We start from the raw sequence: 26,220 nt of genomic DNA, 5'->3' as shown, positions 1-26,220 counted from the left end.
TACCCGGCTTCAGAGATGTCCCAGGCTTGCAAAAAGCCCGCCGGTCCGTCTGCTTTCTCGGGACGACTGATGACAGTCATGGCCCGCTTAACATGCTTTATGCCTGCCGCAAAGCCAGAAAATCAACGGTTCGTGATTGCTCAACATGCTATTGGCGGAATTCTTCCCACGCCGACAGTTTGTCGTTTCAGATCATCGCCATGCCGCCGTTTACGTGCAGCGTCTGGCCCGTCATGTAAGCAGCCTCGGAGGAGGCGAGATAAGCGACCGCCGAAGCGACCTCGCCGCCCGTGCCCATGCGCTTCATCGGGATCGCCCCCATGATCGCTTCCTTCTGCTTGTCGTTCAGCTTGCCGGTCATGGCGCTCTCGATGAAACCGGGGGCGACGCAGTTGACCGTCACGTTGCGGGTGGCGATTTCCTGCGCGAGCGACTTGGTGAAGCCGATCATGCCGGCCTTGGAGGCGCAGTAATTGGCCTGGCCCGGATTGCCGGTGACGCCGACGACGGAGGTGATGTTGATGATGCGGCCATAGCGGCGGCGCATCATCGGATGCGTCAATTCGCGCGTCAGGCGGAAGGTCGACGTCAGGTTGACTTCGAGAACGGCGTCCCAGTCCTCGTCGCTCATGCGCACGAACAGGCCGTCGCGAGTGATGCCGGCATTGTTGACGAGGATATCGACGCCCTCGAGTTCGGCTTCGGCCTTCTGGCCGAGCGCCTTCACCTCATCACGGTCGGAGAGGTTTGCCGGGAAGATCTTGACGCGCTCGCCGAGTTCGGCCGCCAGCGCTTCCAGCTTCTCGACGCGGGTGCCGTGCAGGCCGACTATGGCGCCCTGCTTATGAAGAAGGCGGGCGATTTCCTCGCCGATACCACCCGATGCGCCTGTCACGAGAGCCTTGCGGCCGGAAAGATCGAGCATGGAAACGTTCCTTATATCTGGAGATACCAATCAGGCCATGAGGGCGGCAACGGTCGCGTCGATATCCGCCGGACCGTTGACGGAGATGCCGTTGATCGTCTTGTCGATGCGGCGGGCAAGGCCGGTCAGCACCTTGCCGGAGCCGAGTTCATAAAGCGTCGTCACGCCATTGCCGGCGAACCATTCCACCGTCTCGCGCCAGCGGACCTGACCGGTCACCTGCTCGACCAGAAGGCCGGCGATCTCGTCGGCGCCGGTCACCGGGGCGGCGCGGACATTGGCGATCAGCGGCACGACCGGATCGGACTTGGCGACCGTTGCCAGCGCCGCGCGCATGGCCTCGGCCGCAGGCGCCATCAGCTTGGAATGGAAGGGAGCGGAAACCGGCAGCAGGATGGCGCGCTTGGCGCCCTTGTCGGTGGCAAGGCCGGCGGCCTTTTCGACGGCTGCCTTCTCGCCTGATATGACGATCTGGCCGCCGCCATTGTCGTTGGCGATCTGGCAGGCGCCGGTGGCGGCCGCTTCCTCGCAGACGGCAATAACGTCGGCATGTTCGAGGCCGATGATCGCGGCCATGGCGCCGACACCGACGGGCACGGCCGCCTGCATGGCATTGCCGCGAATGCGCAGCAGCCGCGCGGTGTCAGCGAGCGAAAAGGTGCCGGCGGCGCAGAGTGCCGAATATTCGCCGAGCGAGTGGCCGGCGACATAGGCGACCTTGGACTTCAGATCCAGCCCTTTAGCCTCGAGCACGCGGACGACGGCGATCGAGACGGCCATCAGCGCCGGCTGGGCGTTCGCCGTCAGGGTCAAGGTATCCTCGGGACCGTTGAACATGACGTCCGAAAGCTTTTCACCGAGCGCCTCGTCAACCTCGTCGAAAACGGCGCGGGCTTCCGTGAAATTCTCGGCCAGATCCTTGCCCATGCCGACGGCCTGACTGCCCTGACCGGGAAAAGTGAAAGCGATGGTCATGCTCATGTCCCTGGCTCATGCCCCTGATTGCGCCCCTTGAGGCTGTTTTGCCTCCAATTGACATTCTTTCCGGCAGAGTCAAGTGGCGGTGCATTCTGCGCAAAGCCTTTCGCACGCGCACAAAAGCCCGGTTTTTACTCTTGCGCTCTGCCAAATCGAGCCTAGATTTGCGCAGGCCCTCCCAAGGCTTCCCCTCGCTCCCAAGGTTTTCTCATGAAGTATAATTCGCTAGGCCGCACCGACATTTCCGTTTCAGAGATTTGCCTGGGCACCATGACCTGGGGCTCGCAGAACAGCGAAACCGACGCGCATGCGCAGATGGACTACGCCGTCGAGAAGGGCGTCAATTTCTTCGATACCGCCGAACTCTACCCGACCACCCCGGTTTCGCCGGAAACACAGGGCTGGACCGAAGACTATATCGGCAGCTGGTTCAAGAAGACCGGCAAGCGTGGAGATATCGTGCTCGCCACCAAGGTCGCCGGCCGCGGCCGCGACTATATACGCGGCGGCGAAGGCGCGGATGCGAAGAATATCCGCCTGGCGCTCGAGGCCAGCCTGGCGCGGCTGAAGACCGATTATATCGACCTCTACCAGATCCATTGGCCGAACCGCGGCCATTTCCATTTCCGCCAGAACTGGAGCTACAATCCGTTCAACCAGGATCGTGATGTGACCGTCGCCAATATGCTCGACATCCTGGAAACGCTCGGCGCACTGGTGCAGGAAGGCAAGATCCGGGCGATCGGCCTTTCCAACGAAACCACCTGGGGCATCCAGAAATACCTGACGCTCTCCGAACAGAAGAGCCTGCCGCGCATTGCCAGCGTCCAGAACGAATACAATCTGCTCTACCGCCATTTCGACCTCGATCTCGCCGAACTCTCCCATCACGAGGATGTCGGGCTGCTCGCCTATTCGCCGCTCGCCGGCGGCATCCTGACCGGCAAATATGTCGATGGCGGCAGGCCGAAGGGTTCGCGCGGTTCGATCAACCACGATATCGGCGGCCGCCTGCAGCCGCTGCAGGAACCGGCGACCAAAGCCTATCTGCAGATCGCGGCAACCTTCGGTCTCGACCCGGCGGCAATGGCGCTCGCCTTCTGCCGATCCAGGCCGTTCATGGCCTCGGTCATCATCGGCGCGACCTCGATGGAGCAGCTGAAAATCGATATCGGCGCGGCCGAGCTGACGCTGTCGAACGAGGTGTTGGCGGAGATCGCCAAGGTTCACCGGCAGTATCCGCTGACGCTGTAAAAATCACTCCACTCTCCTTGACCGTGCAATGCCGGATGTTACCCTTCGGCTCGGCAAGAGGGGATGGAATGTCGATTATTGGTAAGGGGATAGGGGCCGTCGTTCTAGCGATCGCTGGCTCCGCTTTGGCGGTGGATCCGACCGGAGCCACGTCCGGCGTCGCGGCTAAGGCCCTAGGAATCGCCGCCAATCTTGCAGGCGGTATCGCCGGCAACGAAGCCCACGCCGCCTACACCGCCTTTGGTGCGCGTTACGCGGCCGCACTCTTCAAGCGGCATCCAGAGATTGACCGCAATCACCATATCATTATGGCGCTGCGGCTTGCCCACCTCGACGCGACGGAAACGATCCTTGCGCGTTTCGACGAAGGACGCCGGAACGATTTCAACGATATGCGGCAGGTCGAGGCTGAGCGCGTCTCGGCGTTGCTATGGTCCTATCTGCAGGACGCGCGGAAATTCAACAGCGACGGCGCAACATCCGCGGAAGAAAAAAACGTTCTCGGCGCCCTCCCCGCAGCCTACGAAACCGCTCTTGCCGCCCGCAGCAGTGATATGTCCGATGCGACAACGGTCCGTAAGGAGCTGGAAGACAACGTACTTAGAGAGTTGTCAATTGAGATCGGTGACGCCTTGCCCGCCCTGTTCATGGCTGCGTTCCATGGCAATGCGAACGGCAATGACGGCTGGCACGACATGTTCGTCCGGGCGGCCTCAGGAAGATTGAAGGACAACGAGGCGTTCAAGGCGATATGGAATGCGGAGCAGCTGGCGCGGATCAGGGCTATTCTGGACTTCGTCGACAAGAAGATAGACCGAGTTCTCGACGGACAGACTACAGCAGAAAGAGAAGCCGAACGACGCCACAATGAGCAGATGGAAGGACAGGCGCGGATTCTTAATCTTGTTTCGAAGGAAAAGGGTATTCCGATAGAGGAATTGGCACCTGTTCTTGCGCGCCTGATCGGTCATTCCGATGTGCCCCGAGACAAGATCGCCAAGGTGCTCGCCGATGCTGTGGATGACCTATTAGCCCGCTCCCAGACGCTGGCGGCTATTCAAAATGATTATCCCGAAATCGATCGCGCCATTAACACCGCACGCAAGAAGCTGGAAACCTTGGATGTCGAAGGCGCGCTGGCAACCGTGCGCAAAGCACAGGGGAAACAAGCGTTGCAACGGCATAATCAGAACAAGGCAGATGCAAGGCTTTTCTTCGAAGAAGCCGATATCCTTCTGCCTCTTTATGATCATGACGGCGTAGTTGTAGCTTTACGACAAGGGCTGATGCTCGATCCCGACCCAATATGGCGATGGGGTCAACTTGGCGACGAGTTGCGGAAAACAGGCCAACGTTTGAATGCAGTTGCTGCGTTTGAAGCCGCCTTGGAGGCAGCGTTGAGGGCAGATGACGAACGCGCAATTGGTGTCTCGCACGAAAGGATCGGCGACATCCGCCGCGCCGAAGGCGACGCCAAGGGCGCCCTTCAGGCCTATCAGGACAGCCTAGACATTTGGAAGACGCTTGCCGAGCGCGATCCCGGCAATACCGAATGGCAGCGCGATCTTTCCGTCAGCTACAACAAGATCGGCGACATCCGCCGCGCTGAGGGCGATGCCAAGGGCGCCCTTCAGGCCTATCAGGCCGGCCTCGATATCGCAAAAGCGCTTGCCGAACGCGATCCAGGCAATGCCGAATGGCAGCGCGATCTTGCTTTCAGCTACAACGGGATCGGTGACATTCGCCGCGCCGAGGGCGACGCCAAGGGCGCCCTTCAGGCCTATCAGGCCGGCCTCGATATCGCAAAAGCGCTTGCCGAACGCGATCCCGGCAATGCCGAATGGAAGCGCGATCTTTCCGTCAGCTACAACGGGATCGGCGACATTCGCCGCGCCGAGGGCGACGCCAGAGGCGCCCTTCAGGCCTATCAGGACGGCCTCGATATCGCAAAAGCGCTTGCCGAACGCGATCCAGGCAATGCCGAATGGCAGCGCGATCTTTCCGTCAGCTACGACAGGATCGGCGACATTCGCCGTGCCGAGGGCGACGCCAGAGGCGCCCTTCAGGCCTATCAGGACGGCCTAGACATTCTGAAGACGCTTGCCGAGCGCGATCCCGGCAATGCCGAATGGCAGCGCGACCTTTCTGTCAGCTACGACAATATCGGCGACATCCGCCGCGCCGCGGGCCACGCCAAGGGCGCCCTTCAGGCTTACCAGGACAGCCTCGACATTCGGAAGACGCTTGCCGAGCGCGATCCCGGCAATGCCGTATGGCAGCGCGATCTTTCCGTCAGCTACAACAAGATCGGCGACATCCGCCGTGCCGCGGGCGACGCCAAGGGCGCCCTTCAGGCCTATCAGGACGCCTTCGACATTCGGAGGACGCTTGCCGAACGCGATCCCGGCAATGCCGAATGGCAGCGCGACCTTTCCGTCAGCTACAACAAGATCGGCGACATTCGCCGCGCCGCGGGCCACGCCAAGGGCGCCCTTCAGGCCTATCAGCACGGTTTCGATATCGCAAAAGCGCTTGCCGAACGCGATCCCGGCAATGCCGAATGGCAGCGCGATCTTTCCGTCAACTACGACAATATCGGCGACATCCGCCGTGCCGCGGGCCACGCCAAGGACGCCCTTCAGGCTTATCGGGACGGCTTCGACATTCGGAAGACGCTTGCCGAACACGATCCCGACAATGCCGAATGGCAGCGTGATCTGATTGTGAGCCTGATCAAGTTAGCCGAATGCGAGCCAGAAAATGCATCGGTGTACTATAAAATGGCACTGAAAATAGCGCTGACACTGAGCAGTGCGGGTAAGCTTGCACCGGCCGACGCCTGGATTCCGGAAGAACTAGCCCGGCGATTGGAGGCAACCCGCACCAGCAGCTAGGCATTTCTTGCCAATATCCTTACCAACGCTTGCCTTTGCCCGAAAAATCCGTATAAGCCGCCCTGTTCGTTAACCCGGTCTTCTGGCTGGTGGCTGAACGGAGGGCCGGTTTCCCCTGGGAAATCGTTCGGAACGGAAGCGTTCCAGCCTCCCGTGTCTCCGCTCTCGACCGTCTCGGAAAACGCTTTCTTGCCTGGGTCCGCCCAATCAGGAGCAGTCGTTGAGGCTTAGCCGCCGAATATCGGGTTGAACCAAACGCAAGAAAGGCAAAGCTGTCATGGCTCTTTATGAACATGTATTCCTTGCCCGGCAGGATATTTCCGCTCAGCAGGTCGATGCCCTCGTAGAACAGTACAAGGGCGTGATCGAAGCTAACGGCGGTAAAGTCGGGCGTATCGAGAACTGGGGCCTCAAGTCCCTCACCTACCGCATCAAGAAGAACCGCAAGGCACACTACGCCCTGATGGACATCGATGCACCGGCTGCTGCCGTCCAGGAAATGGAACGTCAGATGCGCATCAGCGAAGACGTTCTTCGCTACATGACGATCGCCGTCGAGAAGCATGAAGAAGGTCCGTCTGCCATGATGCAGAAGCGCGACCGCGACGACCGTCCGCGCGAAGGCGGCCGTGGCCCGCGTGAAGGCGGCTTCGGCGATCGTGACCGTGGCCCGCGTCCTCCGCGTGAAGGTGGCTTCGGCGACCGCGAAGACCGTCCGCGCCGTCCGCGCGAAGACCGTGTATAAGGGAGATCCGAGATATGTCTGAAACTTCCTCCGCTCCGGTCCGCCGCCCATTCCATCGCCGCCGCAAGACCTGCCCGTTCTCCGGTGCCAACGCACCGCGGATCGACTACAAGGACGTACGCCTGCTGCAGCGCTACATTTCCGAGCGCGGCAAGATCGTTCCGTCCCGCATCACGGCCGTTTCCCAGAAGAAGCAGCGCGAACTCGCCCAGGCGATCAAGCGCGCCCGTTTCCTCGGCCTGCTGCCCTACGTCGTCGCCTGATCGGCTGACGTGACCACTCATGAGGGAAGGCATTCGTGCCTTCCCTTCTCCCTTCCGCGATGGGCGCGGATCGGAACTCTTAAAACCCATGTTGAGACGTTTCTGAATTTGATTCAGCAACATCCTCTAACTGCTTGATGAAGCAGGACAGCGACCTTGAAACGACCGAATCTTAGAACGCTGCTGATCGGCGCACTCGCCGGATTGACCGCCGCCCTGCTGGTGCTGGGCGCGAGCATGCAGCCGTCGTTTTTCAGCGCGCTGCTTTATACGGCCTCGGCCCTGCCGATCCTGATCGTCGGACTCGGATGGGGCAATGCTGCCGCGGTCTCGGCCGTCGCCACCGCTGCGGCACTCGGCGCGATCTTCATCTCGCCTTCCTTCGCGCTGATCATGACGCTGGTGACGCTGCTGCCGGCCGGCTGGCTCAGCCACCTGGCCAATCTGGCGCGTCCCGCCTCCGAACTCGGCGGCCCCGACCATCTGCTTGCCTGGTATCCGCTCTCCGATATCCTGCTGCATCTCTGCGGCCTGGTGACGATCGCCGTCATCGTCATCGGCGTGATGATCGGCTACGGGCCCGAGATCACCGATCCGATCGTCGATCTGCTGATCACCTCGCTCAAGCAGCAGCAGCCGGAATTCATGCCCGACCCGGCGGCGACCGCGCAGACCAAGTCGCTGATCCTGCTGATGCTGCCGGCTTTGCAGGGCGGCATGTGGGTCTCCATGCTGTTTGCTGCCTATTATTTCGCGGTGCGCATCGTCGCGGCGTCCGGCCGCGGCCTTCGCCCGCGCGAGGACATTCCCTCGTCGCTGCGCATGAACCGCAACTCGATCTTCATCTTCCTCGCCGGGCTTGCCGCCTGCTTCTTCGGCGGCGTTCCGGCACTGGTCGGTGCGACCGTGATCGGCACCTTCGGCGCCGGCTTCATGCTGTCCGGCTTCGCCTCGCTGCATTTCCGCACGCGCGGCAAGGACTGGCGCATACCGGCCCTCATCCTCAGCTACCTGGCCTCGCTGCTCATGCTGCTGCCAGCTTTCCTCATCCTCGTCCTCGGTCTCAGCGATACGCGCAAGGCGATCGCGCTGACCCCGACGAAAGATGCTGATGCCCCCAAACAATCCGACACGAAAATCTGAGACACAAGAAAGGAAAAAGAAAATGGAAGTCATCCTTCTCGAACGCATCTCCAAGCTCGGCCAGATGGGCGAAACCGTAAAGGTTCGCGACGGCTTTGCCCGTAACTACCTGCTGCCGCTCGGCAAGGCGCTGCGCGCCAACGCCGCCAACAAGACCCGCTTCGAAGCCGAGCGTTCGACGCTCGAAGCCCGCAACCTCGAGCGCAAGTCGGAAGCCCAGAAGGTTGCCGACGTTCTCGACGGCAAGTCCTTCATCGTCGTGCGTTCCGCCGGCGAAACCGGCCAGCTCTATGGTTCGGTTGCTGCCCGTGACGTCGTCGAGATCCTCGCCGCCGAAGGCTTCAACATCGGCCGCAACCAGGTTCACCTCAACACGCCGATCAAGGCGATCGGCCTGCACAAGGTCGAGCTGCAGCTGCATGCCGAAGTCGAAATCCACGTCGAGCTGAACGTTGCCCGTTCCGCCGAAGAGGCAGAGCGCCAGGCCAAGGGCGAAGAACTCACCTCGGTCGACGCGATCTACGGCGTCGACGAAGACGCGCTGCGTCCTGAAGATTTCTTCGATCCGGAAGCCGACGGCGTCGACGAAGACGAAGCATAATTCTCGCCGGAGCAATCCACGAGAGAGAAGCCCGGCCATCGTGCCGGGCTTTTTCGTTGGGGATTCTCCGGATGTTTTGCTGCGAGCCTTATCGTATCGCGCTAAAATAGATTTCTGCGAAACGGATAGACTGAGTCGGCTCCATACCGTGTCGTGCGGGTGACACTGCCGGTATTTCTCCTTTGTGTCGCCCAGGACTGTGGAGAAGTCGAACAACGGGCACAGCGTTCAGGATTTAAGCGAAGCGAGCCCCCGCTCCTTTCGCAGCCTCTTGATTTTCGCGTCCGGAATTGCAAATCCGGAGCTGGAAAAAGACAGAACGGATGATGATGAACGACGCCGCTCGAAAGATTGCAGCTGTTGCTCCGTCGGAGCAGCATTATCGCGAAGCACCCAACAATATCGAAGCCGAGCAGGCGCTCCTGGGTGCGATCCTGATGAACAACGACGCCTATTACCGGGTGTCGGACTTCCTGAAGCCGATCCATCTTTATGAGCCGCTGCACCGGAAGATCTTCGAGGTTGCCGGCGATATCATCCGCATGGGCAAGATCGCCAATCCGGTGACGATCAAGACCTTCCTGAAGGCCGACGAGAAGGTCGGCGACATGACGGTTTCGCAATATCTGGCGAGCCTTGTCAGCAATGCCGTCACCGTCATCAATGCCGAGGATTACGGCCGGGCAATCTACGACCTGGCGCTGCGCCGGGCGCTGATCACCATCGGCGAGGACGTCGTCAACATCGCCTATGATGCGCCGCTCGACATGCCGCCGCAGTCGCAGATCGAGGATACCGAACGCCGCCTTTTCGAACTGGCGGAAAACGGCCGCTACGACGGCGGCTTCCAGGCCTTCAACGATGCGGTTGCGCTGGCGATCGACATGGCGGCCGTCGCCAAGGAACGTGACGGCGGGCTTTCCGGCATTTCCACCGGCATCCATTCGCTGGATTCCAAGATGGGCGGGTTGCAGCGTTCGGACTTGATCGTGCTCGCCGGTCGTCCCGGCATGGGCAAGACCTCGCTGGCCACCAACATTGCCTACAATATCGCCGCCGCCTACGAAGGCGAGGTCCAGTCGGACGGCAGCATGAAGGCCAAGAACGGCGGCGTCGTCGGTTTTTACTCGCTCGAAATGTCGTCCGAACAGCTCGCCACCCGTATCATCTCCGAGCAGACGGAAGTCTCCTCCTCGAAGATCCGCCGCGGCGACATCAACGATGCCGATTTCGAAAAGCTCGTCGCCTGCTCGATGATGATGCAGAAGGTGCCGCTCTATATCGACCAGACCGGCGGCATCTCGATCGCCCAGCTTTCGGCGCGTGCGCGCCGTCTGAAGCGCCAGCGCGGCCTCGACGTGCTTGTGGTCGACTATATCCAGCTGATGACCGGCTCGGGCAAATCAAGCGACAACCGCGTGCAGGAAATCACCCAGATCACCACCGGCCTCAAGGCGCTCGGCAAGGAACTCAACGTTCCGATCATCGCGCTGTCGCAGCTTTCGCGTCAGGTCGAAAGCCGCGACGACAAGCGGCCGCAGCTTTCCGACCTTCGCGAATCCGGCTCGATCGAGCAGGACGCCGACGTCGTGCTCTTCGTGTTCCGCGAGGAATATTACGTCAAGAATTCGGAGCCGCGCGACATCCACGATCCGAAATATCCGGAATGGGAAGCGCTGTTCGACAAGGTCAAGGGCACGGCCGACGTCATCATCGCCAAGCAGCGCCATGGGCCGACCGGCACGGTGAAGCTCGCCTTCCAGTCGGAATTCACCCGCTTCGCCGATCTCGCCGATCCATCCTTCACCCATTACGAGGAACATTGACGCGGGCTTCCGCGTCAATTTCCGTCAGAGGCCCGCAGCCCGGAGCAAAGCCACCGTCGCAACGCCGACCACGATGCTGGCCAGCATCGGCAAGCGGCGTGCGGCCACCGCCGTTGCCGCACATGCCAGCGCCTCGGCCCAGCCGGTCGCAAAAGCGGTGGGCGCAATGACGGCCATCAGCACGGCCGGGGGAATGGCCTCGATCGCGGTCCTCCGGCGCTCATCCATTTCGACGTGACGGATCAATACGAGGCCGCTGATACGGGTGAAGACCGTGGCGGCGGCCATCGCAAGAATGGCGATCAAGGTGTCGAGATCGAGCGTCATGCCGCCTGCTCCCGCGCCCTGCCCTGCCAGAGGGCCGTTGCCAGCCCGGCCAGCGCACCGGCGGCGATATACCAGACGCCGGGCACGAAGTGATGGACCGCCACGGAGGCGACACCACTTGCGGCAAGAACGGCGCCGGTTTCCGGCCCCTTCCAGAAGCCCATGACGAGTACGGTGAAGACCGCCGGAAAGGCGAAGTCGAGACCGATGACGGCAGGATTGCCGAGAAAGGCGCCGAGCAGCGCGCCTGTCAGCGACGAGCCCACCCAGGTAAGGTAGAAAGGCGTGACGATGCCGGCATACCAGGCGGGTGTCAGCCGCGTGGCGCCGGCGCGGAATTCCGCCATGGCCCACAGCTCATCGGCAAGGAAGAGCATGGCGATATAGCGTTTGACGCCGGAGAAGGACTGCATCTTCGTGCCGATCGACGCGCTCATCAGCACGTGGCGGATATTGACCAGGAGGGCCGCGAAGCCGACGCCGACCCAGCTTGCCGGATGCGTCCAGATGTCCATGGCGACGAATTGCGATCCGCCGGCAAAGACAAGGACACTCATCAGCGTCGTTTCCAGCGGGGAAAGGCCCTTGGTGGCGGCGACCGCGCCGAAGACCAGGCCGATCGGCAGGACGGCGACAACAAGCGGAAAAATAGCACGCGTTCCGGCAATAAATTCGCTGGATCGCCGGCTGTACTGCAACATGGCAACCTCCTGATTGGGATCACGGAGGCTTAGCCCAGCCTGGGATGGCTGTATTGAACGAAAGTGATCAGCCCGTGCGGAATTGGCCAGGTGTTACGCCCGTGCGCGCCTTGAAGTGTCGGGTGAAATGCGCCTGATCGGCGAAGCCGCATTCAAGCGCGATATCGGCCGGCGCACACCCCTGCCGCAGCAGCCGGCGGGCCACCTGCACGCGCCGGTCCGTCAGGAACGCATGCGGCGTGATGTGATATTCCTTGCGGAAAGCGCGGATGAGGTGAGCGCGGCTCAATCCCGCCACACCGGCCAGCTCATCGAGGCCGACATCGCTGTCGAAATTCTCGACCAAGTAGTCGCGGGCGCGGGCGACCGCGCTTCGCTCCTGTGTATCGACCGGAACGATGATGGCGCTGCCGTGACGCGCAAAGATCGCCGCCAGCACCGAGAACATGCTCTCATCGGATTCCAGCGCGCCTGCGCCGCTCTCGAGTGTCCGATGAGCGGCGTGAAAGGCATTGGCGAGCTGCAGATCGCGTGGAAGCCCGCCGGCGAAGGACGGCGTCGCGTGGAAGGCCTTGCCGGTGACATCCTCCAGAATGTCGATGAACAGCTGCGTATCCGGATAGATCATGCGGTAGCGATAGCCCTCGCCGCCGGGAGCGCCGTCGTGAATGACGCCGGGATCGATCAGGTAAAGATCGCCCGGACCGGTCTCCTCCCGCCTGCCGCTGAGGGTGGCGATCTGGGTGCCGCTTTCGATCGCGCCGATGCTGAAGGTATCATGCGCATGCGGCGCATATTCATGCGTCAGGAAGGTGGCGCTCAGGCACTCCATGTCGTGGAAGCGGCTATCCCGCCAGAAGCGAGCCGATTCCACGTTGGCAAGCGGCATGGCGTCTGCCGCCTCTTTCTGCGATACGTTCTGCATCCGGAAAGATTAGCGTGGAAGCCGGTACGCGTCTTGAACAAAAGTGATCACGCCGGTGGCAAAGGATGGTATGTGGCCGCTGTGCTTCCCCTTGGCCACAATGCTCTCTAGACTGGCGAAGTGATTTTCCTTCCATTCTTCACGGCGATTCATGACAGATTTTCCTATCCCCTTCGAAGACGACGATCTTTTCGCTTCCGCGGGCCTGCGGCTGACCGTCGACCTGACCGCCCTGACGGAAAACTGGCGCGACATGGCGCGCCGTTCAGGTGCGGCGCGCGCCTCGGCAGTCGTCAAGGCGGATGCCTATGGCATGGGCATCGAGGATGCCGGCGAAGCGCTTTATATGGCAGGTGCTCGCGATTTCTTCGTCGCCACAGTCGACGAGGGTGTCACGCTCCGCCTCTATGCGCCCGAGGCGCGCATCTTCGTGCTCTCGGGCATATGGCCGGGCACCGAGCGGCGCTTCTTCGACAATGATCTGGTGCCGGTGATTTCCTCCGACGAGCAGCTCGCCTTCTGGATGGCGGTGCTTACCGATTACGGCGACTACCCCTGCGCGCTGCATGTCGATACCGGCTTCAATCGGCTGGGACTGCGCATGGACGATGCGATCGCGCTCGCCGACGACGTCTCGCGGCCGGCGAGTTTCGCGCCGGTGCTCGTCATGAGTCACCTCGCCTGCGGCGACGATCCCAGCCATGCGATGAATAAGCGACAGCTCGAATCATTCCACAGGGTTAGCGCCGCCTATGAAGGCATCGATTCAAGTCTTGCCGCCTCGGCCGGCATTTTTCTCGGCGAAGATTATCATTTCGACCTGACACGACCCGGCATCGCGCTTTATGGCGGCGAAGCGGTCAACGGCATGGCGAACCCGATGCGGCCGGTCGCAACCGCGGAAGCCCGAATCATCCAGGTACGCAGCGTCGAGGCCGGCGAGACCGTCAGCTACGGCCGAGCGCTGCAGCTTCGCCGCGACAGCCGGCTGGCGATCGCTTCGGCCGGTTATGCCGACGGCTACATGCGCAGCCAGTCGAGCGGCGGCGTGCCGCTGCGCCAGGTGGTGCCACAAGGCGGACAAGGTTTCATCGCCGGACGCAAGGTGCCGGTTGCCGGCCGGATCACCATGGACCTGACGATCTTCGATATCACCGACCTGCCCGACAATGCCGTGCGCGCCGGGGACTATGTCGAGCTTTTCGGCAAGAACATGCCGGTCGACGACGTAGCGCGGGCAGCGGGCACGATCGGATACGAGATCCTGACCAGCATGGGGCTGCGCCACGAGCGGCGCTATGTCGCCGAGGAATAAGCTCCTCTCAGCGGCTGCTGAGCGCAAGGCGGACGCCGAGCGCCACGAAAAGCGCGCCGAGGCCGCGATCGAGCCATAGCCCGATTTTCTGATTATGCCTGAGCGCATCGGCAAGGCGCCCTCCGAGAAGGACGAGCGGCGGCTCGATGAAGGCAGCGACGACAATGATGAGCCCACCATGCAGCATGAGCTGGGCCCATGCCGGCCCTGCCCCTTCGACGACGAATTGCGGCAGGAAGGCCAGAAAGAATATAGCCACCTTCGGATTGAGCAGCGACACCAGAATTCCCTGCCGGTAGATCCTTGCGACCGGCATTTCTTCACCGGCAGCCTTTATCAACCCATTGCCGCCACCAGCGCGCAAGGCCTGGATGCCGAGCCAGACGAGATAGGCGGCGCCGATCCACTTGACCGCGGAGAAGGCGACGGCGGAAGCGGCAAGCACGGCGGAGAGGCCGAGTGCCGCCATCAGCACGTGCAGGCAGGCGCCGGACCAAACGCCGAACAGCGCGGAAAAACCGGCGCGTTTTCCGCTTCTCATCGTGTGACCGAGGATGAACGCGATGTCGGGGCCAGGCGAGAGGTTGAGCAAAACCGCCGCCGACAGAAATGCAAGCCAGTGCGCGAGCGAATAATCGAACATATTCCACCGTTCCGGATGAGCAAAGGCAAAGGATTGGCACGGCGCGCGCTGATGGGGAAATCATTAGTTTTGATCCGTCGCGATAGCCATTATCTCAAGCACGACAATGATTCGTTGAAGCGGCGCGTCTGCTTGCCTCGGGAACCCCGGACTGAAAGAGTAATCGATGGCGAAGGCCAGGACACAATTCATCTGCCAGAGCTGCGGCACGGTTCATAACCGCTGGGCCGGCAAATGCGAGAACTGCGGCGAGTGGAACACCATCGTCGAGGAAGACCCGATGGGCGGGATCGGCTCCGGTCCCGGCAAGACGCCGAAAAAAGGCCGGCCGGTGACGCTGACGGCGCTGTCGGGCGAGATCGAGGAGGCGCCGCGCATCCACACCGCCATGTCGGAGCTCGACCGGGCGCTCGGCGGCGGCTTCGTGCGCGGCTCGGCAGTGCTGATCGGCGGCGATCCCGGCATCGGCAAATCGACGCTGCTGATGCAGGCGGCAGCCGCCCTTGCACGGCGCGGCCACAAGATCATCTACGTCTCCGGCGAAGAAGCCGTGGCGCAGGTGCGGCTGCGGGCGCAGCGCCTTGCGGCGGCCGATACCGACGTGATGCTGGCGGCCGAAACCAATGTCGAGGATATTCTGGCGACGCTTGCCGAGGGCAAAAGGCCGGATCTCGTCATCATCGATTCCATCCAGACGCTGTGGAGCGAACTTGCCGAATCCGCACCGGGAACGGTGACGCAGGTGCGCACCGGCGTGCAGGCGATGATCCGTTTCGCCAAGCAGACCGGGGCTGCCATGGTGCTTGTCGGGCATGTGACCAAGGACGGGCAGATCGCCGGCCCGCGCGTCGTCGAACACATGGTCGATGCCGTGCTCTATTTCGAAGGCGATCGCGGCCATCACTACCGCATCCTGCGCACGGTCAAGAACCGCTTCGGCCCGACCGACGAGATAGGCGTCTTCGAAATGTCCGACAGAGGCTTGCGCGAAGTCGCCAATCCCTCGGAGCTCTTCCTCGGCGAGCGCAACGAAAAATCGCCGGGTGCTGCCGTCTTCGCCGGCATGGAGGGCACCCGCCCCATTCTCGTCGAGGTGCAGGCGCTGGTGGCCCCAACCTCGCTCGGCACGCCGCGGCGTGCCGTGGTCGGCTGGGATTCGGCCCGGCTGTCGATGATCCTTGCGGTGCTGGAAGCCCATTGCGGCGTCCGGCTCGGCCAGCACGACGTCTACCTCAACGTCGCCGGCGGTTACCGCATCTCCGAACCGGCGGCCGATCTTGCCGTCGCCTCGGCGCTCGTTTCCTCGCTTGCCGGTATTGCCCTTCCTGCCGATTGCGTCTATTTCGGCGAAGTCAGCCTGTCGGGTGCCATCCGGCCGGTTGCGCACACCGCCCAGCGCCTCAAGGAAGCCGAGAAGCTGGGCTTTTCCGCTGCACTGCTTCCGTCCGCCTCCGCCGAATTGCCGAAGGGCTCCGGCGGGCGCTGGAGCGAAGTCGCAAGCCTGCCGGATCTGGTGGCGCGCATTGCCGGGTCGAAGGGAGCGCTGCGTGTGGAAGACGAGGTTTGATCCTTTCATTGCCAAGATTGGTGATGATATAGGAGGCACACGATAAGGCGCGACACGGCCGCCAAGCGGCAGTCCTGGAGTTGAAATTACATGCCCATTACGATTTTCGACGGTATTGTCATCGGCGTCGTGCTCTTCTCCGCCGTGCTGGCGATGGTCCGCGGCTTCTCGCGCGAGATCCTCTCGATCGCGAGCTGGGGCGGTTCGGCGGCGGCGGCTTATTACCTCTATCCGTACCTGCTGCCCTATGCGAAGAAATACACCGATGACGACCGCATCGCGATCGTCGGTTCGGCAGCGGTCGTCTTCCTGATCGCGCTGATCGTCATCTCCTTCATCACCATGAAGATCGCCGATTTCATCATCGACAGCCGCGTTGGCGCGCTCGACCGCACGCTCGGCTTCCTGTTCGGGGCAGCGCGCGGCGTGCTGCTCTTGGTCGTTGCCGTCGCCTTCTGGAACTGGCTGGTCGATGCCGACCACCGCCCGGCCTGGGTCAACGACGCGAAGTCGAAACCCTTCCTGGATTCGATGGTCGTGAAGCTGAAATCGGTTCTGCCGGAACAATTTGCCCAGATGATACCGGCGAGCATCCGTGATAAGCTTCAGCCGCAGGCACAGGGAACGGAAGGTACCAATCCGCCGACGGGCGACCAGGCGCCGGCGGAAGACGCACCGGCCGCGCCTGCACAGCAGCCGGCGAATTGACACAGTGTTCAAGAGCTTGACCCGCCCTAAGGCAATTGCCATTTGAGCGGGACGTGAATGAGGGGTCCGGCCGAGCATTCCAGCTCTACCGGGCTTCAGTTATTTCTGGAAATGCCGATCCATTCTTGTGAGAGCAGAGGCCCGCAGAAATGAACCAGTCCCATGCCATCCCGACCGACGATCCGCTCGACGGAGATACGCTGCATGAAGAATGCGGGGTTTTCGGAATTTTGGGACATCCCGATGCCGCGGCACTCACCGCTCTTGGCCTGCATGCGCTTCAGCATCGCGGACAGGAAGCGGCCGGCATCGTCTCCTTCGACGGCAAGCGCTTTTATCAAGAGCGCCATATGGGCCTGGTCGGCGACCATTATACCAATCCGATGACGCTCGCCCGCCTGCCCGGCAGCATGTCGATCGGTCATACGCGCTACTCGACGACGGGCGAAGTGGCCATGCGCAACGTGCAGCCGCTCTTTGCCGAATTGGAAGAAGGCGGCATCGCCATTGCCCATAACGGCAATTTCACCAACGGCCTGACGCTGCGCCGCCAGATCATCGCGACCGGCGCCATCTGTCAGTCGACCTCCGATACCGAAGTCGTCCTGCATCTCATCGCCCGCTCCCGTCATGCTTCCACGTCCGATCGTTTCATCGACGCCATCCGCCAGATGGAAGGCGGCTATTCGATGCTCGCGATGACGCGCACCAAGCTGATTGCCGCGCGCGACCCCACAGGCATCCGCCCGCTCGTGCTGGGCGAACTCGACGGCAAGCCGATCTTCTGCTCGGAAACCTGCGCGCTCGACATCATCGGCGCCAAGTTCATCCGCGACGTTGAGAACGGCGAAGTCGTCATCTGCGAAATCCAGCCTGACGGCTCGATCAGCATCGATGCACGCAAGCCCAGCAAGCCGCAACCGGAGCGCCTGTGCCTGTTCGAATATGTCTATTTCGCCCGGCCGGACTCGGTCGTCGGCGGCCGCAATGTCTATACCACCCGCAAGAACATGGGCATGAACCTCGCCAAGGAATCGCCCGTCGATGCCGACGTGATCGTGCCGGTGCCGGATGGCGGCACGCCTGCGGCTCTCGGCTATGCCCAGCAGAGCGGCATTCCCTTCGAATACGGCATCATCCGCAACCATTATGTCGGGCGCACCTTCATCGAGCCGACGCAACAGATTCGCGCCTTCGGCGTGAAGCTGAAGCACTCTGCCAACCGGGCGATGATCGAAGGCAAGCGCGTGGTGCTGGTGGACGATTCCATCGTGCGCGGCACGACCTCTCTCAAGATCGTGCAGATGATCCGTGAAGCCGGCGCACGCGAAGTCCATGTCCGCGTTGCAAGCCCGATGATCTTCTTCCCGGACTTCTACGGCATCGACACGCCCGATGCCGAAAAGCTGCTGGCAAACCAGTATGCCGATGTCGAGGCGATGGCCAAATATATCGGCGCGGATTCGCTCGCCTTCCTGTCGATCAACGGCCTCTATCGTGCCGTTGGCGGCGAGGATCGCAATCCGGCCCGTCCGCAGTTCACCGACCACTATTTCACCGGTGACTATCCGACCCGCCTGCTCGATAAGAACGGCGAGTCGATGGGCAACAAGCTTTCGATGCTTGCCAGCAACGGCTGACCAGCAAAGGCTGACACGGGCCGGCTTTCCTATCATCCATCCGGAGGGGTTCACCGCACCCCTCTCCCTTCGTCGGGGAATACGACATCATGAACATCAATCTTGAGGGCAAGATCGCGCTCGTCACCGGTGCGTCGCGCGGCATCGGCTATTTCACGGCGCTGGAGCTTGCCAGAGCCGGCGCCCATGTGATTGCCTGCGCCCGCACGGTCGGCGGGCTTGAGGATCTCGACGATGCGATCAAGGCCGTCGGTGGCACGGCGACGCTGGTGCCCTTCGACCTAGCCGACATGAACGCGATCGACGCGCTCGGCGGCTCGATCTTCGAGCGCTGGGGCAAGCTCGACATCCTCGTCGCCAATGCCGGCGTGCTCGGGGTGATTTCGCCGATCGGCCATATCGAGGCGAAGGTGTTCGAGAAGGTGATGACCATCAATGTCACCGCGACATGGCGGCTGATCCGCTCGGTCGACCCGCTGCTCGCCCGTTCCGATGCTGGCCGCGCCGTCATCCTGACCTCGGGCGCCGCCCATAAGTGCCGTCCCTTCTGGGGCGCCTACTCCGCGTCCAAGGCCGCCGTCGAGGCGCTGGCGCGCACCTGGGCCGGCGAGAGCCAAAGTACGCCGCTGAGGATCACCAGCGTCGATCCCGGCGCGACCCGCACCGCCATGCGGTCGCAGGCGGTGCCCGGCGAAGACCCGCAGACGCTGCCGCATCCTTCCGAGGTGGCGAAGGCAATCCTGCCGCTGCTCGGTCCCGGAGTGACGGAGACGGGCAAGCTGTTCATCGTGCGGGAAAACAAGCTCGTCGACTACCGCCTGCCGGAATAGGCCGCACCTCTCACTTCGCTGCAACGGATGGGAATAGGGGCGCCAGGCCCGTCTCCGACGGGCATAAGGCATTGAGGTCCACCGGTCCTTGAATGCCGTCCAAGGTGCCGTTATCGGCAAATTGCCAGATCGACCAACGACGGCAGTCTTCCTGCGCCGGCTCCTTGAATACGCTTCGCAGCCAGAGGTAATGGTCGGGGAAGCGGGCTTCATTGCCTTTCAGATATTGATCGAAGAACTCCTGCGTGACGTAGAAAATCGGCTTTTCCGGAAAGGTGCCTTTCAGCTCGGTGAAGAAGGCGTTCACCTCCGTCGCCATTTCCTCGAGCGTCGGGACCTTGTTGCAATTGCCGACAAACTCTAGGTCGACGGCGATGGGCAGGGTTCCCGGCTCTTTCGGCACGGTCGCCAGGACATTCTGCGCCTGATCCTTGCCCGGGCGGCAGAAGGTGAAGAAATGATAGGCGCCCCTGACCACTCCGGCGTCTCCGGCGCGCTGCCAGTTCTCGGCGAATCGGGAATCCCTGTGGTCGCCGCCTTCGGTCGCCTTCATGAAGGCGAAGCGGACATTCGCCTGCGCGGCAACGGTCTTCCAATCGATGTCGCCCTGGTGATGGCTGACATCGATGCCTTGGATCGGATAGCTGTCGAGAGAGGGATTGTTGAAACGAAGCATCCCGAAATCGTATGCGAAATAAGCAGCGGATGCGACCATCAGAATTACAGTCGCTCCGATCGTTCCCCAGACCAAGCTTCTCACTCATCCCCCCATTTCTCGGCAGCCCGCCAACTGGCTATTCGCGATTTGTGCCGCGAAAATGGCGGACGAGCCTCAGCGTGCGCACCCGTGTCTTCGCCGGACGCTCACCCTTGCAATCGGGTCGCCGGATATGTCGCTCCGGTTACCGCCGGATCGCTCCTCGTCCCTCTTGACCAAATGCCATTCCCGAGCCATAAATCCCGCCATGAAAACGGTTATCTGCATTATCTGCCGGAAGATTATTCGCTAGCGCGAGCGCTGGCCCGGCCGTTTTCGTCTCCCAAATAGTCAAGATGCGAAACGCCCCGGTCCGCCGGTCGCACTATTTTTCTGATCGTGCCTTTGGGAGAGTGAAATGGACGCGACGCCGGAACTGAAGCTGTACAACACGCTGACACGGGAAAAATCGGTCTTTTCGCCGATCGATCCCAACAATGTCCGCCTGTATGTCTGCGGCCCGACCGTCTATGACTTCGCCCATATCGGCAATGCCCGGCCAGCCATCGTCTTCGACGTGCTGTTCCGGCTGCTGCGCCATGCCTATGGCGAAGACCACGTCACCTATGCCCGCAACATCACCGACGTTGACGACAAGATCAATGCGCGCGCACTTCGCGACCATCCAGGCCTGCCGCTCAATGAAGCGATCCGCGCGGTCACCGAAAAGACCGAGACGCAATATCACGCCGATGTCGCCGAACTCGGCTGCCTGGAGCCGAGCTTCGAGCCGCGCGCCACCGACAATATCGAAGAGATGACCGAAATCATCGAAAAGCTGATCGGCAACGGTCATGCCTATGTCGCATCGGGCGAAGTGCTGTTCGACACCAAATCCATGGCGGATTATGGCCAGCTTTCGAAGCGCCCTCTCGACGAACAGCAGGCCGGCGCCCGCATCGCCGTCGACGCGCACAAGAAGAATCCGGGCGATTTCGTGCTCTGGAAGCTGTCGAGCCACAACGAGCCCGGCTGGGAGAGCCCCTGGGGCCGCGGCCGGCCCGGATGGCACATCGAATGCTCCGCGATGAGCAAGCGTTATCTCGGCGATGTCTTCGACATTCACGGCGGCGGGCTGGACCTGATCTTTCCGCATCATGAAAACGAGATCGCCCAGTCGCGCTGCGCCCACGGTACCGAGGTGATGGCGAATGTCTGGATGCATAACGGCTTCCTGCAGGTCGAAGGTCGCAAGATGTCGAAATCCGAAGGCAATTTCGTCACCATCCACGAGTTGCTGCACACGGACACCTTCGGCGGCCGCAAATGGCCGGGCGAGGTGCTGCGTCTTGCCATGCTGATGACGCATTACCGCGAGCCGATCGATTTCTCGATCAAGCGACTGGAAGAAGCCGAACGGCTGCTCGCCAAATGGCCGGCGACGGAAGCCGGCGATGCCGCACCCGACGACGGCGTGCTGAAGGCGCTGGCCGACGATCTCAATACGGTGGCGGCAGTGCAGGCACTGCATGCGCTGGCGCAGGCCGCCCATACGGATCCCACCGTGGGTGCCACCTTCGCCGCAACGGCCGACCTTCTGGGCCTGTTGCCGAAAAAGATGGAGATCGACGAAGCCGTGGCGGCGGCGGTCGATGCGCTGGTCGCCATGCGCCTCGAAATGCTGAAGGCGAAAAATTTTGCCGAGGCCGACAAGATCCGCGACGAGCTGACGGCAAAAGGCATCCAGTTGAAGGACGGCAAGGATGCGGCGACCGGCGAGCGCGTGACGACTTGGGAGGTCAAGCGGTGAAAGTGGCGAGTTGGGAAAAGACCCCTCCCCAACCCCTCCCCACAAGGGGGAGGGGCTATGGTGCCGCGCTGCTCCTCCGATGCGACCTCACCACCACTGCCGGAATTCTAGGCAAAAGCGAAGGTGGTGCCACCAGCGAGCCCTCCCCCTTGTGGGGAGGGTTGGGAGGGGTCTTTGCGCCCAGGCTGGAATCCCAAGGGAGGAATAGTCGATGACCACCTACACCGGCGGCTGCCAATGCGGAGCGATCCGTTTTCGCGTCAGCGGCGAACTCAAGGATTCGTCGATCTGTCATTGCCGCATGTGCCAGAAGGCGTTCGGGGCCTATTATGCGCCGCTGGTCTCGGTGCGCGGCGCCGAGTTCGAATGGGCGCGCGGAGAGCGGAAGCGGTTCCGCTCTTCGAATTTCGTCGAGCGCGGTTTCTGCGGTGATTGCGGCACGCCGCTGACCTATGAGGCACCGGATGGAATGGCGATTGCCGCAGGCGCCTTCGACGATCCATCATTGCTTCCGCCGACCATTCAATGGGGTGTGGAAGGCAAGATCGGATTCGTCGATCATCTGCACGAACTGCCCGGAGAAAGAACCGAGGCGGATCTGACGGCGGGCTCTTTCCTGCACGAACTCGTTTCCTATCAGCATCCCGATCATGAGACGCAGGCATGGCCACCCAAGGAGCTCGGATGACGACGGAAACGGACAAAAGCGGCGGGTGCCAGTGCGGCGCATTGCGTTATCGCGCCAAAGGCGAACTCGGCTACCCCCATCTTTGCCATTGCCGCATGTGCCAGAAGGCGGCCGGTAATTATTTCATGCCGCTGGCCGGCGTGAAGCGTAGCGATTTTACCCTGACGCGCGGCGCGCCGAAATGGTTTCAATCCTCGGATCTGGTGCGGCGCGGCTTCTGCGGCGATTGCGGGACGCCGCTGTTCTACGACATCCCGGGGACTGATTTCATCAATATCACGCTTGGCACGCTGGATAATCCCGATGCGGTCAAGCCGGTGGCGCAATCGAACACCGGCCGCAAGATGTCCTGGTTTCATGCGCTGGACGGCCTGCCGCTCGAACCAGAGCCTGAAACACCCGACCGCGAGACCGCGATCGCGGCAAGCAATCATCAGCACCCCGACCACGATACGAAAATCTGGCCCCTCGGAGAGACCGCATGACGGATACGATCAAGACAGGCGGATGCCAGTGCGGCGCCGTGCGCTTCCGCATCTCAGGCAAGTTGGGGCGCCCCTCGATCTGCCATTGCCGCATGTGCCAGAAGCAGTTCGGCGGTTTTTTCTCCGCGCTCGTCACCGCGCCTGAGGAAGGTATGGAATGGACGCGCGGCGAGCCGAGCTACTTCCAGTCCTCAGTCAATATCGAGCGCGGCTTCTGCAGCAATTGCGGCACGCCGATGACCTATCGTCATCCCGGCGGGCTGGAGCTTGCGATCGGCACTTTCGACGATCGCAGCGACCTCGCACCGCAGATCCAGGTCAATTACGAGGCTCGCCTGCCCTGGGTCGAGGAAATCTTCAAGGCGCCGGTGCACACAGATCCCGATTTTTATGCCCGGCAGGAAGCGATCATCTCCTTCCAGCATCCCGATCACGATACAGCCGTCTGGCCCGCGAAAGGCGTGAAGATATGACCGAGATCCTGCGCACGCTCTATCCCGAGATCGAACCCTATGCTTCCGGCCATCTCGATGTCGGCGACGGCCATGTGATCTATTGGGAGCGCTCGGGAACACCTGGCGCCAAGCCGGCCGTCTTCCTGCATGGCGGCCCGGGCGGCGGCTTTTCGCCTGCCCATCGCCGGCTTTTCGATCCCCATCTCTACGACGTCATGCTGTTTGACCAGCGCGGTTGCGGCAGGTCGACGCCGCATGCGGATCTCAACGCCAACACCACCTGGCACCTCGTAGCCGATATCGAGCGGCTGCGCGAAATGGCCGGCGTCGAGACATGGCAGGTGTTCGGCGGCTCCTGGGGTTCGACGCTGGCGCTCGCCTATGCCGAGACGCATCCGCAGCACGTGTCCGAACTCATTCTGCGCGGCATCTATACGCTGACCAAGGCCGAGCTCGACTGGTACTATCAGTTCGGCGTCTCGGAAATATTCCCGGATAAATGGGAGCGCTTCATCGCTCCCATTCCGCCGGAGGAGCGGCATGAGATGATGCATGCCTATCATCGCCGCCTGACGCATGAGGATCGGACGGTGCGCCTTGCAGCCGCGCAGGCTTGGAGCATCTGGGAAGGCGAAACGATCACGCTGCTGCCGGAACCTTCGACGAGCGGCAAGTTCGAGGAGGCGGAATTCGCCTATGCCTTTGCGCGGATCGAGAACCATTTCTTCATCAATGCCGGCTGGATGGACGAGGGACAGTTGATCCGCGATGCCGGCAGGCTCAAGGATATTCCCGGCGTCATCGTCCATGGCCGCTACGACATGCCCTGCCCGGCCAAATATGCCTGGCGGCTGCACAAGGCCTGGCCGAAGGCGGAGTTCCACCTGATCGAGGGTGCGGGCCATGCCTATTCGGAGCCAGGGATTCTCGATCGGCTGATCCGGGCGACGGATCAGTTTGCCGGGAAGTTATAAGCCGTACCGTGAGGCCCCCTCACCCTAACCCTCTCCCCGAGGGGAGAGGGGACAAGGCGAGCGACGCGGCTACCCCTTCTCCCCTCGGGGAGAAGGTGCCCGTAGGGCGGATGAGGGGGCTTCCGCACAACAGAAAACAACACCCGCCCGCCGGGAGGAAACGACATGAAAGAACGCATCTACCTCTTCGACACGACGCTCCGGGACGGGCAGCAGACGCCCGGCATCGATTTTTCGGTCGAGGACAAGATTGCGATAGCCGCCATGCTGGATGAGTTCGGCTTCGACTATGTCGAGGGCGGTTACCCCGGCGCCAATCCAACCGATACCGCCTTCTTCAGCGAGAAGCGCACCAGCCAGGCCCGCTTCGTCGCCTTCGGCATGACCAAGCGGGCGGGTGTTTCGGTCTCCAACGATCCCGGCATTGCCGGGCTGCTGCAGGCCAAAAGCGACGCCATCTGTTTCGTCGCCAAGACCTGGGATTATCACGTCGCGGTGGCGCTCGGCTGCACCAATGAGGAAAACCTCGAAAGCATTGCCGAAAGCGTCAAGGCAGCCGTCGGCGCCGGCAAGGAAGCGATCGTCGATTGCGAGCATTTCTTCGACGGCTTCAAGGCCAATCCGGCCTATGCGCTCGCCTGCGCCAAGACGGCCTATGAGAGCGGCGCACGCTGGGTCGTGCTCTGCGACACCAATGGCGGCACGCAGCCGCCGGAGGTCCGCGCCATCGTCGAGGCGGTGATCGCCTCAGGCGTTCCCGGCCACTGTCTCGGCATTCATGCGCATAACGACACCGGACAGGCAGTCGCCAATTCGCTTGCCGCGGTCGAAGCCGGCGTCCGGCAGATCCAGGGCACGCTGAACGGCATCGGCGAGCGCTGCGGCAATGCCAATCTGGTGACGCTGATCCCGACGCTGGCGCTGAAGAGCGCCTATACCTCACGTTTCGAAACGGCGATCGACGAGGAGCGGCTGCTCAACCTCACCCGGCTCTCGCATGCCTTCGACGAGCTGCTCAACCGCTCGCCCGACCACCAGATGCCCTATGTCGGCGCTTCCGCCTTCGCCACCAAGGCCGGCATCCACGCATCGGCGCTGATCAAGGACCCGCGCACCTATGAACACGTGCCGCCGGAAACCGTCGGCAACTTCCGCAAGGTCATGGTGTCGGACCAGGGCGGCAAGGCGAACTTCATCAATGCGCTGAAGCGGCGCGGCATCACCGTCGCCAAGGACGATCCGAAGCTCGACCTGCTGATCTCGATCGTCAAGGAACGGGAATCCATCGGCTATGCCTATGAGGGCGCCGACGCGAGCTTCGAGCTCCTGGCGCACCGCACGCTCGGCACGATCCCGGAATTCTTCACCATCGAAGGCTTCCGCGTGATGATCGAGCGCCGCTTCGACAGCCTTGGCCGCGTGAAGATCGTCTCGGAGGCGGTGGTCAAGATCACCATCGACGGCCAGACGCTGATGTCGGTTGCCGATGCGGAAGGACCGGTCAACGCGCTCGACCTGGCGCTGCGCAAGGATTTCGGCAAGTATCAGCACGAGATCGACGATCTGGTGCTCGCCGATTTCAAGGTGCGTATCCTCAATGGCGGCACGGAGGCGATCACCCGCGTGCTGATCGAATCCACCGACAGCGACGGCGTGCGCTGGTGGACGGTCGGCGTCTCGGAAAACATCATCGACGCCTCGTTCCAGGCGCTGATGGATTCCGTCATCTACAAGCTGATGAAGAACCGGCAGCTGGCCGGCAAGATCGCGGCGGAATAAGTCTATTCCGCCGGTTCTCCGCGCCAAGGCCGATACCGGCCTTGGCC

The 26,220-nt window shown here is 62.1% G+C and carries 26 protein-coding genes; 18 read left to right on the top strand and 8 right to left on the bottom strand.

Translation table 11 applies throughout. From position 1 onward, the window contains the following. Positions 1-187 precede the first annotated feature (187 nt). Complete coding sequence (gene fabG, locus CO667_RS06015) at positions 188-925, bottom strand: 3-oxoacyl-[acyl-carrier-protein] reductase (protein WP_039618906.1); 738 nt, start codon at positions 923-925, stop codon at positions 188-190. Positions 926-955: 30 nt separating this feature from the next. Further along, positions 956-1,900 carry an ACP S-malonyltransferase gene (fabD, locus tag CO667_RS06010; RefSeq protein ID WP_097617704.1) on the bottom strand — a complete coding sequence of 315 codons (945 nt, stop codon included), beginning with the start codon at positions 1,898-1,900 and terminating at the stop codon, positions 956-958. Between the two features lie 213 nt (positions 1,901-2,113). Here fabD and CO667_RS06000 point away from each other — a divergent pair, with 213 nt between their 5' ends. From CO667_RS06000 to CO667_RS05970, 7 genes are all read left to right on the top strand, one after another. Beyond that, on the top strand, positions 2,114-3,157 hold the full coding sequence (locus CO667_RS06000; RefSeq protein ID WP_097617529.1) for an aldo/keto reductase: 1,044 nt from the start codon (positions 2,114-2,116) through the stop codon (positions 3,155-3,157). 68 nt (positions 3,158-3,225) lie between these two features. After that, positions 3,226-6,051: a hypothetical protein gene (locus CO667_RS05995; protein ID WP_143540695.1), complete on the top strand. Its 2,826-nt coding sequence runs from the start codon at positions 3,226-3,228 to the stop codon at positions 6,049-6,051. Between the two features lie 277 nt (positions 6,052-6,328). Next, positions 6,329-6,796, top strand: coding sequence for a 30S ribosomal protein S6 (rpsF, locus tag CO667_RS05990; RefSeq protein WP_003574183.1), 468 nt, complete (start codon positions 6,329-6,331; stop codon positions 6,794-6,796). A 14-nt stretch (positions 6,797-6,810) separates the two neighbouring features. Next, positions 6,811-7,059: a 30S ribosomal protein S18 gene (gene rpsR, locus CO667_RS05985; RefSeq protein WP_003547038.1), complete on the top strand. Its 249-nt coding sequence runs from the start codon at positions 6,811-6,813 to the stop codon at positions 7,057-7,059. Positions 7,060-7,215: 156 nt separating this feature from the next. After that, positions 7,216-8,202: a DUF2232 domain-containing protein gene (locus CO667_RS05980; RefSeq protein ID WP_097617527.1), complete on the top strand. Its 987-nt coding sequence runs from the start codon at positions 7,216-7,218 to the stop codon at positions 8,200-8,202. 22 nt (positions 8,203-8,224) lie between these two features. After that, on the top strand, positions 8,225-8,803 hold the full coding sequence (gene rplI / locus CO667_RS05975) for a 50S ribosomal protein L9 (protein ID WP_097617526.1): 579 nt from the start codon (positions 8,225-8,227) through the stop codon (positions 8,801-8,803). Positions 8,804-9,132: 329 nt separating this feature from the next. Next, positions 9,133-10,629 (top strand): replicative DNA helicase, encoded by a 1,497-nt coding sequence (locus CO667_RS05970; protein ID WP_097617703.1) that lies wholly within the window; start codon positions 9,133-9,135, stop codon positions 10,627-10,629. A gap of 24 nt (positions 10,630-10,653) precedes the next feature. Here CO667_RS05970 and CO667_RS05965 read toward each other — a convergent pair whose 3' ends face one another. The 4 genes from CO667_RS05965 to CO667_RS35285 form a co-directional block, all read right to left on the bottom strand. Beyond that, a complete protein-coding gene (locus CO667_RS05965) occupies positions 10,654-10,956 on the bottom strand; it encodes an AzlD domain-containing protein (RefSeq protein WP_097617525.1) in 303 nt (100 codons plus the stop codon). Continuing rightward, on the bottom strand, positions 10,953-11,657 hold the full coding sequence (locus CO667_RS05960; RefSeq protein ID WP_097617524.1) for an AzlC family ABC transporter permease: 705 nt from the start codon (positions 11,655-11,657) through the stop codon (positions 10,953-10,955). The genes CO667_RS05965 and CO667_RS05960 overlap by 4 nt, the downstream gene beginning before the upstream one ends. A gap of 67 nt (positions 11,658-11,724) precedes the next feature. Next, positions 11,725-12,546 carry an AraC family transcriptional regulator gene (locus CO667_RS05955; RefSeq protein WP_097617523.1) on the bottom strand — a complete coding sequence of 274 codons (822 nt, stop codon included), beginning with the start codon at positions 12,544-12,546 and terminating at the stop codon, positions 11,725-11,727. A gap of 45 nt (positions 12,547-12,591) precedes the next feature. Continuing rightward, positions 12,592-12,735, bottom strand: coding sequence for a hypothetical protein (locus tag CO667_RS35285; protein ID WP_179874073.1), 144 nt, complete (start codon positions 12,733-12,735; stop codon positions 12,592-12,594). Here CO667_RS35285 and alr point away from each other — a divergent pair. Continuing rightward, on the top strand, positions 12,734-13,897 hold the full coding sequence (gene alr, locus CO667_RS05950) for an alanine racemase (protein WP_097617522.1): 1,164 nt from the start codon (positions 12,734-12,736) through the stop codon (positions 13,895-13,897). The genes CO667_RS35285 and alr overlap by 2 nt on opposite strands. A 7-nt stretch (positions 13,898-13,904) precedes the next feature. Here alr and CO667_RS05945 read toward each other — a convergent pair whose 3' ends face one another. After that, on the bottom strand, positions 13,905-14,540 hold the full coding sequence (locus CO667_RS05945) for a LysE family translocator (RefSeq protein WP_097617521.1): 636 nt from the start codon (positions 14,538-14,540) through the stop codon (positions 13,905-13,907). Between the two features lie 166 nt (positions 14,541-14,706). Here CO667_RS05945 and radA point away from each other — a divergent pair, with 166 nt between their 5' ends. From radA to CO667_RS05925, 4 genes are all read left to right on the top strand, one after another. Beyond that, a complete protein-coding gene (radA, locus tag CO667_RS05940; protein WP_097617520.1) occupies positions 14,707-16,107 on the top strand; it encodes a DNA repair protein RadA in 1,401 nt (466 codons plus the stop codon). Between the two features lie 90 nt (positions 16,108-16,197). Then, positions 16,198-16,815, top strand: a complete 618-nt coding sequence (locus CO667_RS05935; RefSeq protein WP_097617519.1) for a CvpA family protein — start codon at positions 16,198-16,200, stop codon at positions 16,813-16,815. 149 nt (positions 16,816-16,964) lie between these two features. After that, positions 16,965-18,455 (top strand): amidophosphoribosyltransferase, encoded by a 1,491-nt coding sequence (gene purF / locus CO667_RS05930; protein WP_028756959.1) that lies wholly within the window; start codon positions 16,965-16,967, stop codon positions 18,453-18,455. A gap of 89 nt (positions 18,456-18,544) precedes the next feature. Then, positions 18,545-19,285 carry an SDR family NAD(P)-dependent oxidoreductase gene (locus CO667_RS05925; RefSeq protein ID WP_097617518.1) on the top strand — a complete coding sequence of 247 codons (741 nt, stop codon included), beginning with the start codon at positions 18,545-18,547 and terminating at the stop codon, positions 19,283-19,285. 10 nt (positions 19,286-19,295) lie between these two features. Here CO667_RS05925 and CO667_RS05920 read toward each other — a convergent pair whose 3' ends face one another. Next, entirely contained in the window at positions 19,296-20,000 is a 705-nt protein-coding gene (locus CO667_RS05920) for a GH25 family lysozyme (protein WP_097617517.1), read from the bottom strand. 400 nt (positions 20,001-20,400) lie between these two features. Between CO667_RS05920 and cysS the strand changes: the two genes are divergently transcribed. From cysS to cimA, 6 genes are all read left to right on the top strand, one after another. After that, positions 20,401-21,792, top strand: coding sequence for a cysteine--tRNA ligase (cysS, locus tag CO667_RS05915; protein ID WP_097617516.1), 1,392 nt, complete (start codon positions 20,401-20,403; stop codon positions 21,790-21,792). A 211-nt stretch (positions 21,793-22,003) separates the two neighbouring features. Then, a complete protein-coding gene (locus tag CO667_RS05905) occupies positions 22,004-22,480 on the top strand; it encodes a GFA family protein (RefSeq protein ID WP_097617514.1) in 477 nt (158 codons plus the stop codon). After that, positions 22,477-22,965: a GFA family protein gene (locus tag CO667_RS05900; RefSeq protein ID WP_097617513.1), complete on the top strand. Its 489-nt coding sequence runs from the start codon at positions 22,477-22,479 to the stop codon at positions 22,963-22,965. Before CO667_RS05905 ends, CO667_RS05900 begins: the two co-directional genes overlap by 4 nt. Further along, positions 22,962-23,438 carry a GFA family protein gene (locus CO667_RS05895; protein WP_097617512.1) on the top strand — a complete coding sequence of 159 codons (477 nt, stop codon included), beginning with the start codon at positions 22,962-22,964 and terminating at the stop codon, positions 23,436-23,438. Before CO667_RS05900 ends, CO667_RS05895 begins: the two co-directional genes overlap by 4 nt. Further along, positions 23,435-24,394, top strand: a complete 960-nt coding sequence (gene pip / locus CO667_RS05890) for a prolyl aminopeptidase (protein WP_097617511.1) — start codon at positions 23,435-23,437, stop codon at positions 24,392-24,394. Before CO667_RS05895 ends, pip begins: the two co-directional genes overlap by 4 nt. Positions 24,395-24,559: 165 nt before the next feature. Next, positions 24,560-26,173 (top strand): citramalate synthase, encoded by a 1,614-nt coding sequence (gene cimA / locus CO667_RS05885; RefSeq protein WP_097617510.1) that lies wholly within the window; start codon positions 24,560-24,562, stop codon positions 26,171-26,173. Positions 26,174-26,220: the final 47 nt, after the last annotated feature.

The sequence above is a fragment of the Rhizobium sp. L43 genome, from assembly GCF_002531725.1.
In the GTDB taxonomy this organism is placed as follows: Bacteria; Pseudomonadota; Alphaproteobacteria; order Rhizobiales; family Rhizobiaceae; genus Rhizobium.
Note: the sequence above shows the minus strand (reverse complement) of the source record. Positions and strands in the feature narration are given on the sequence as shown.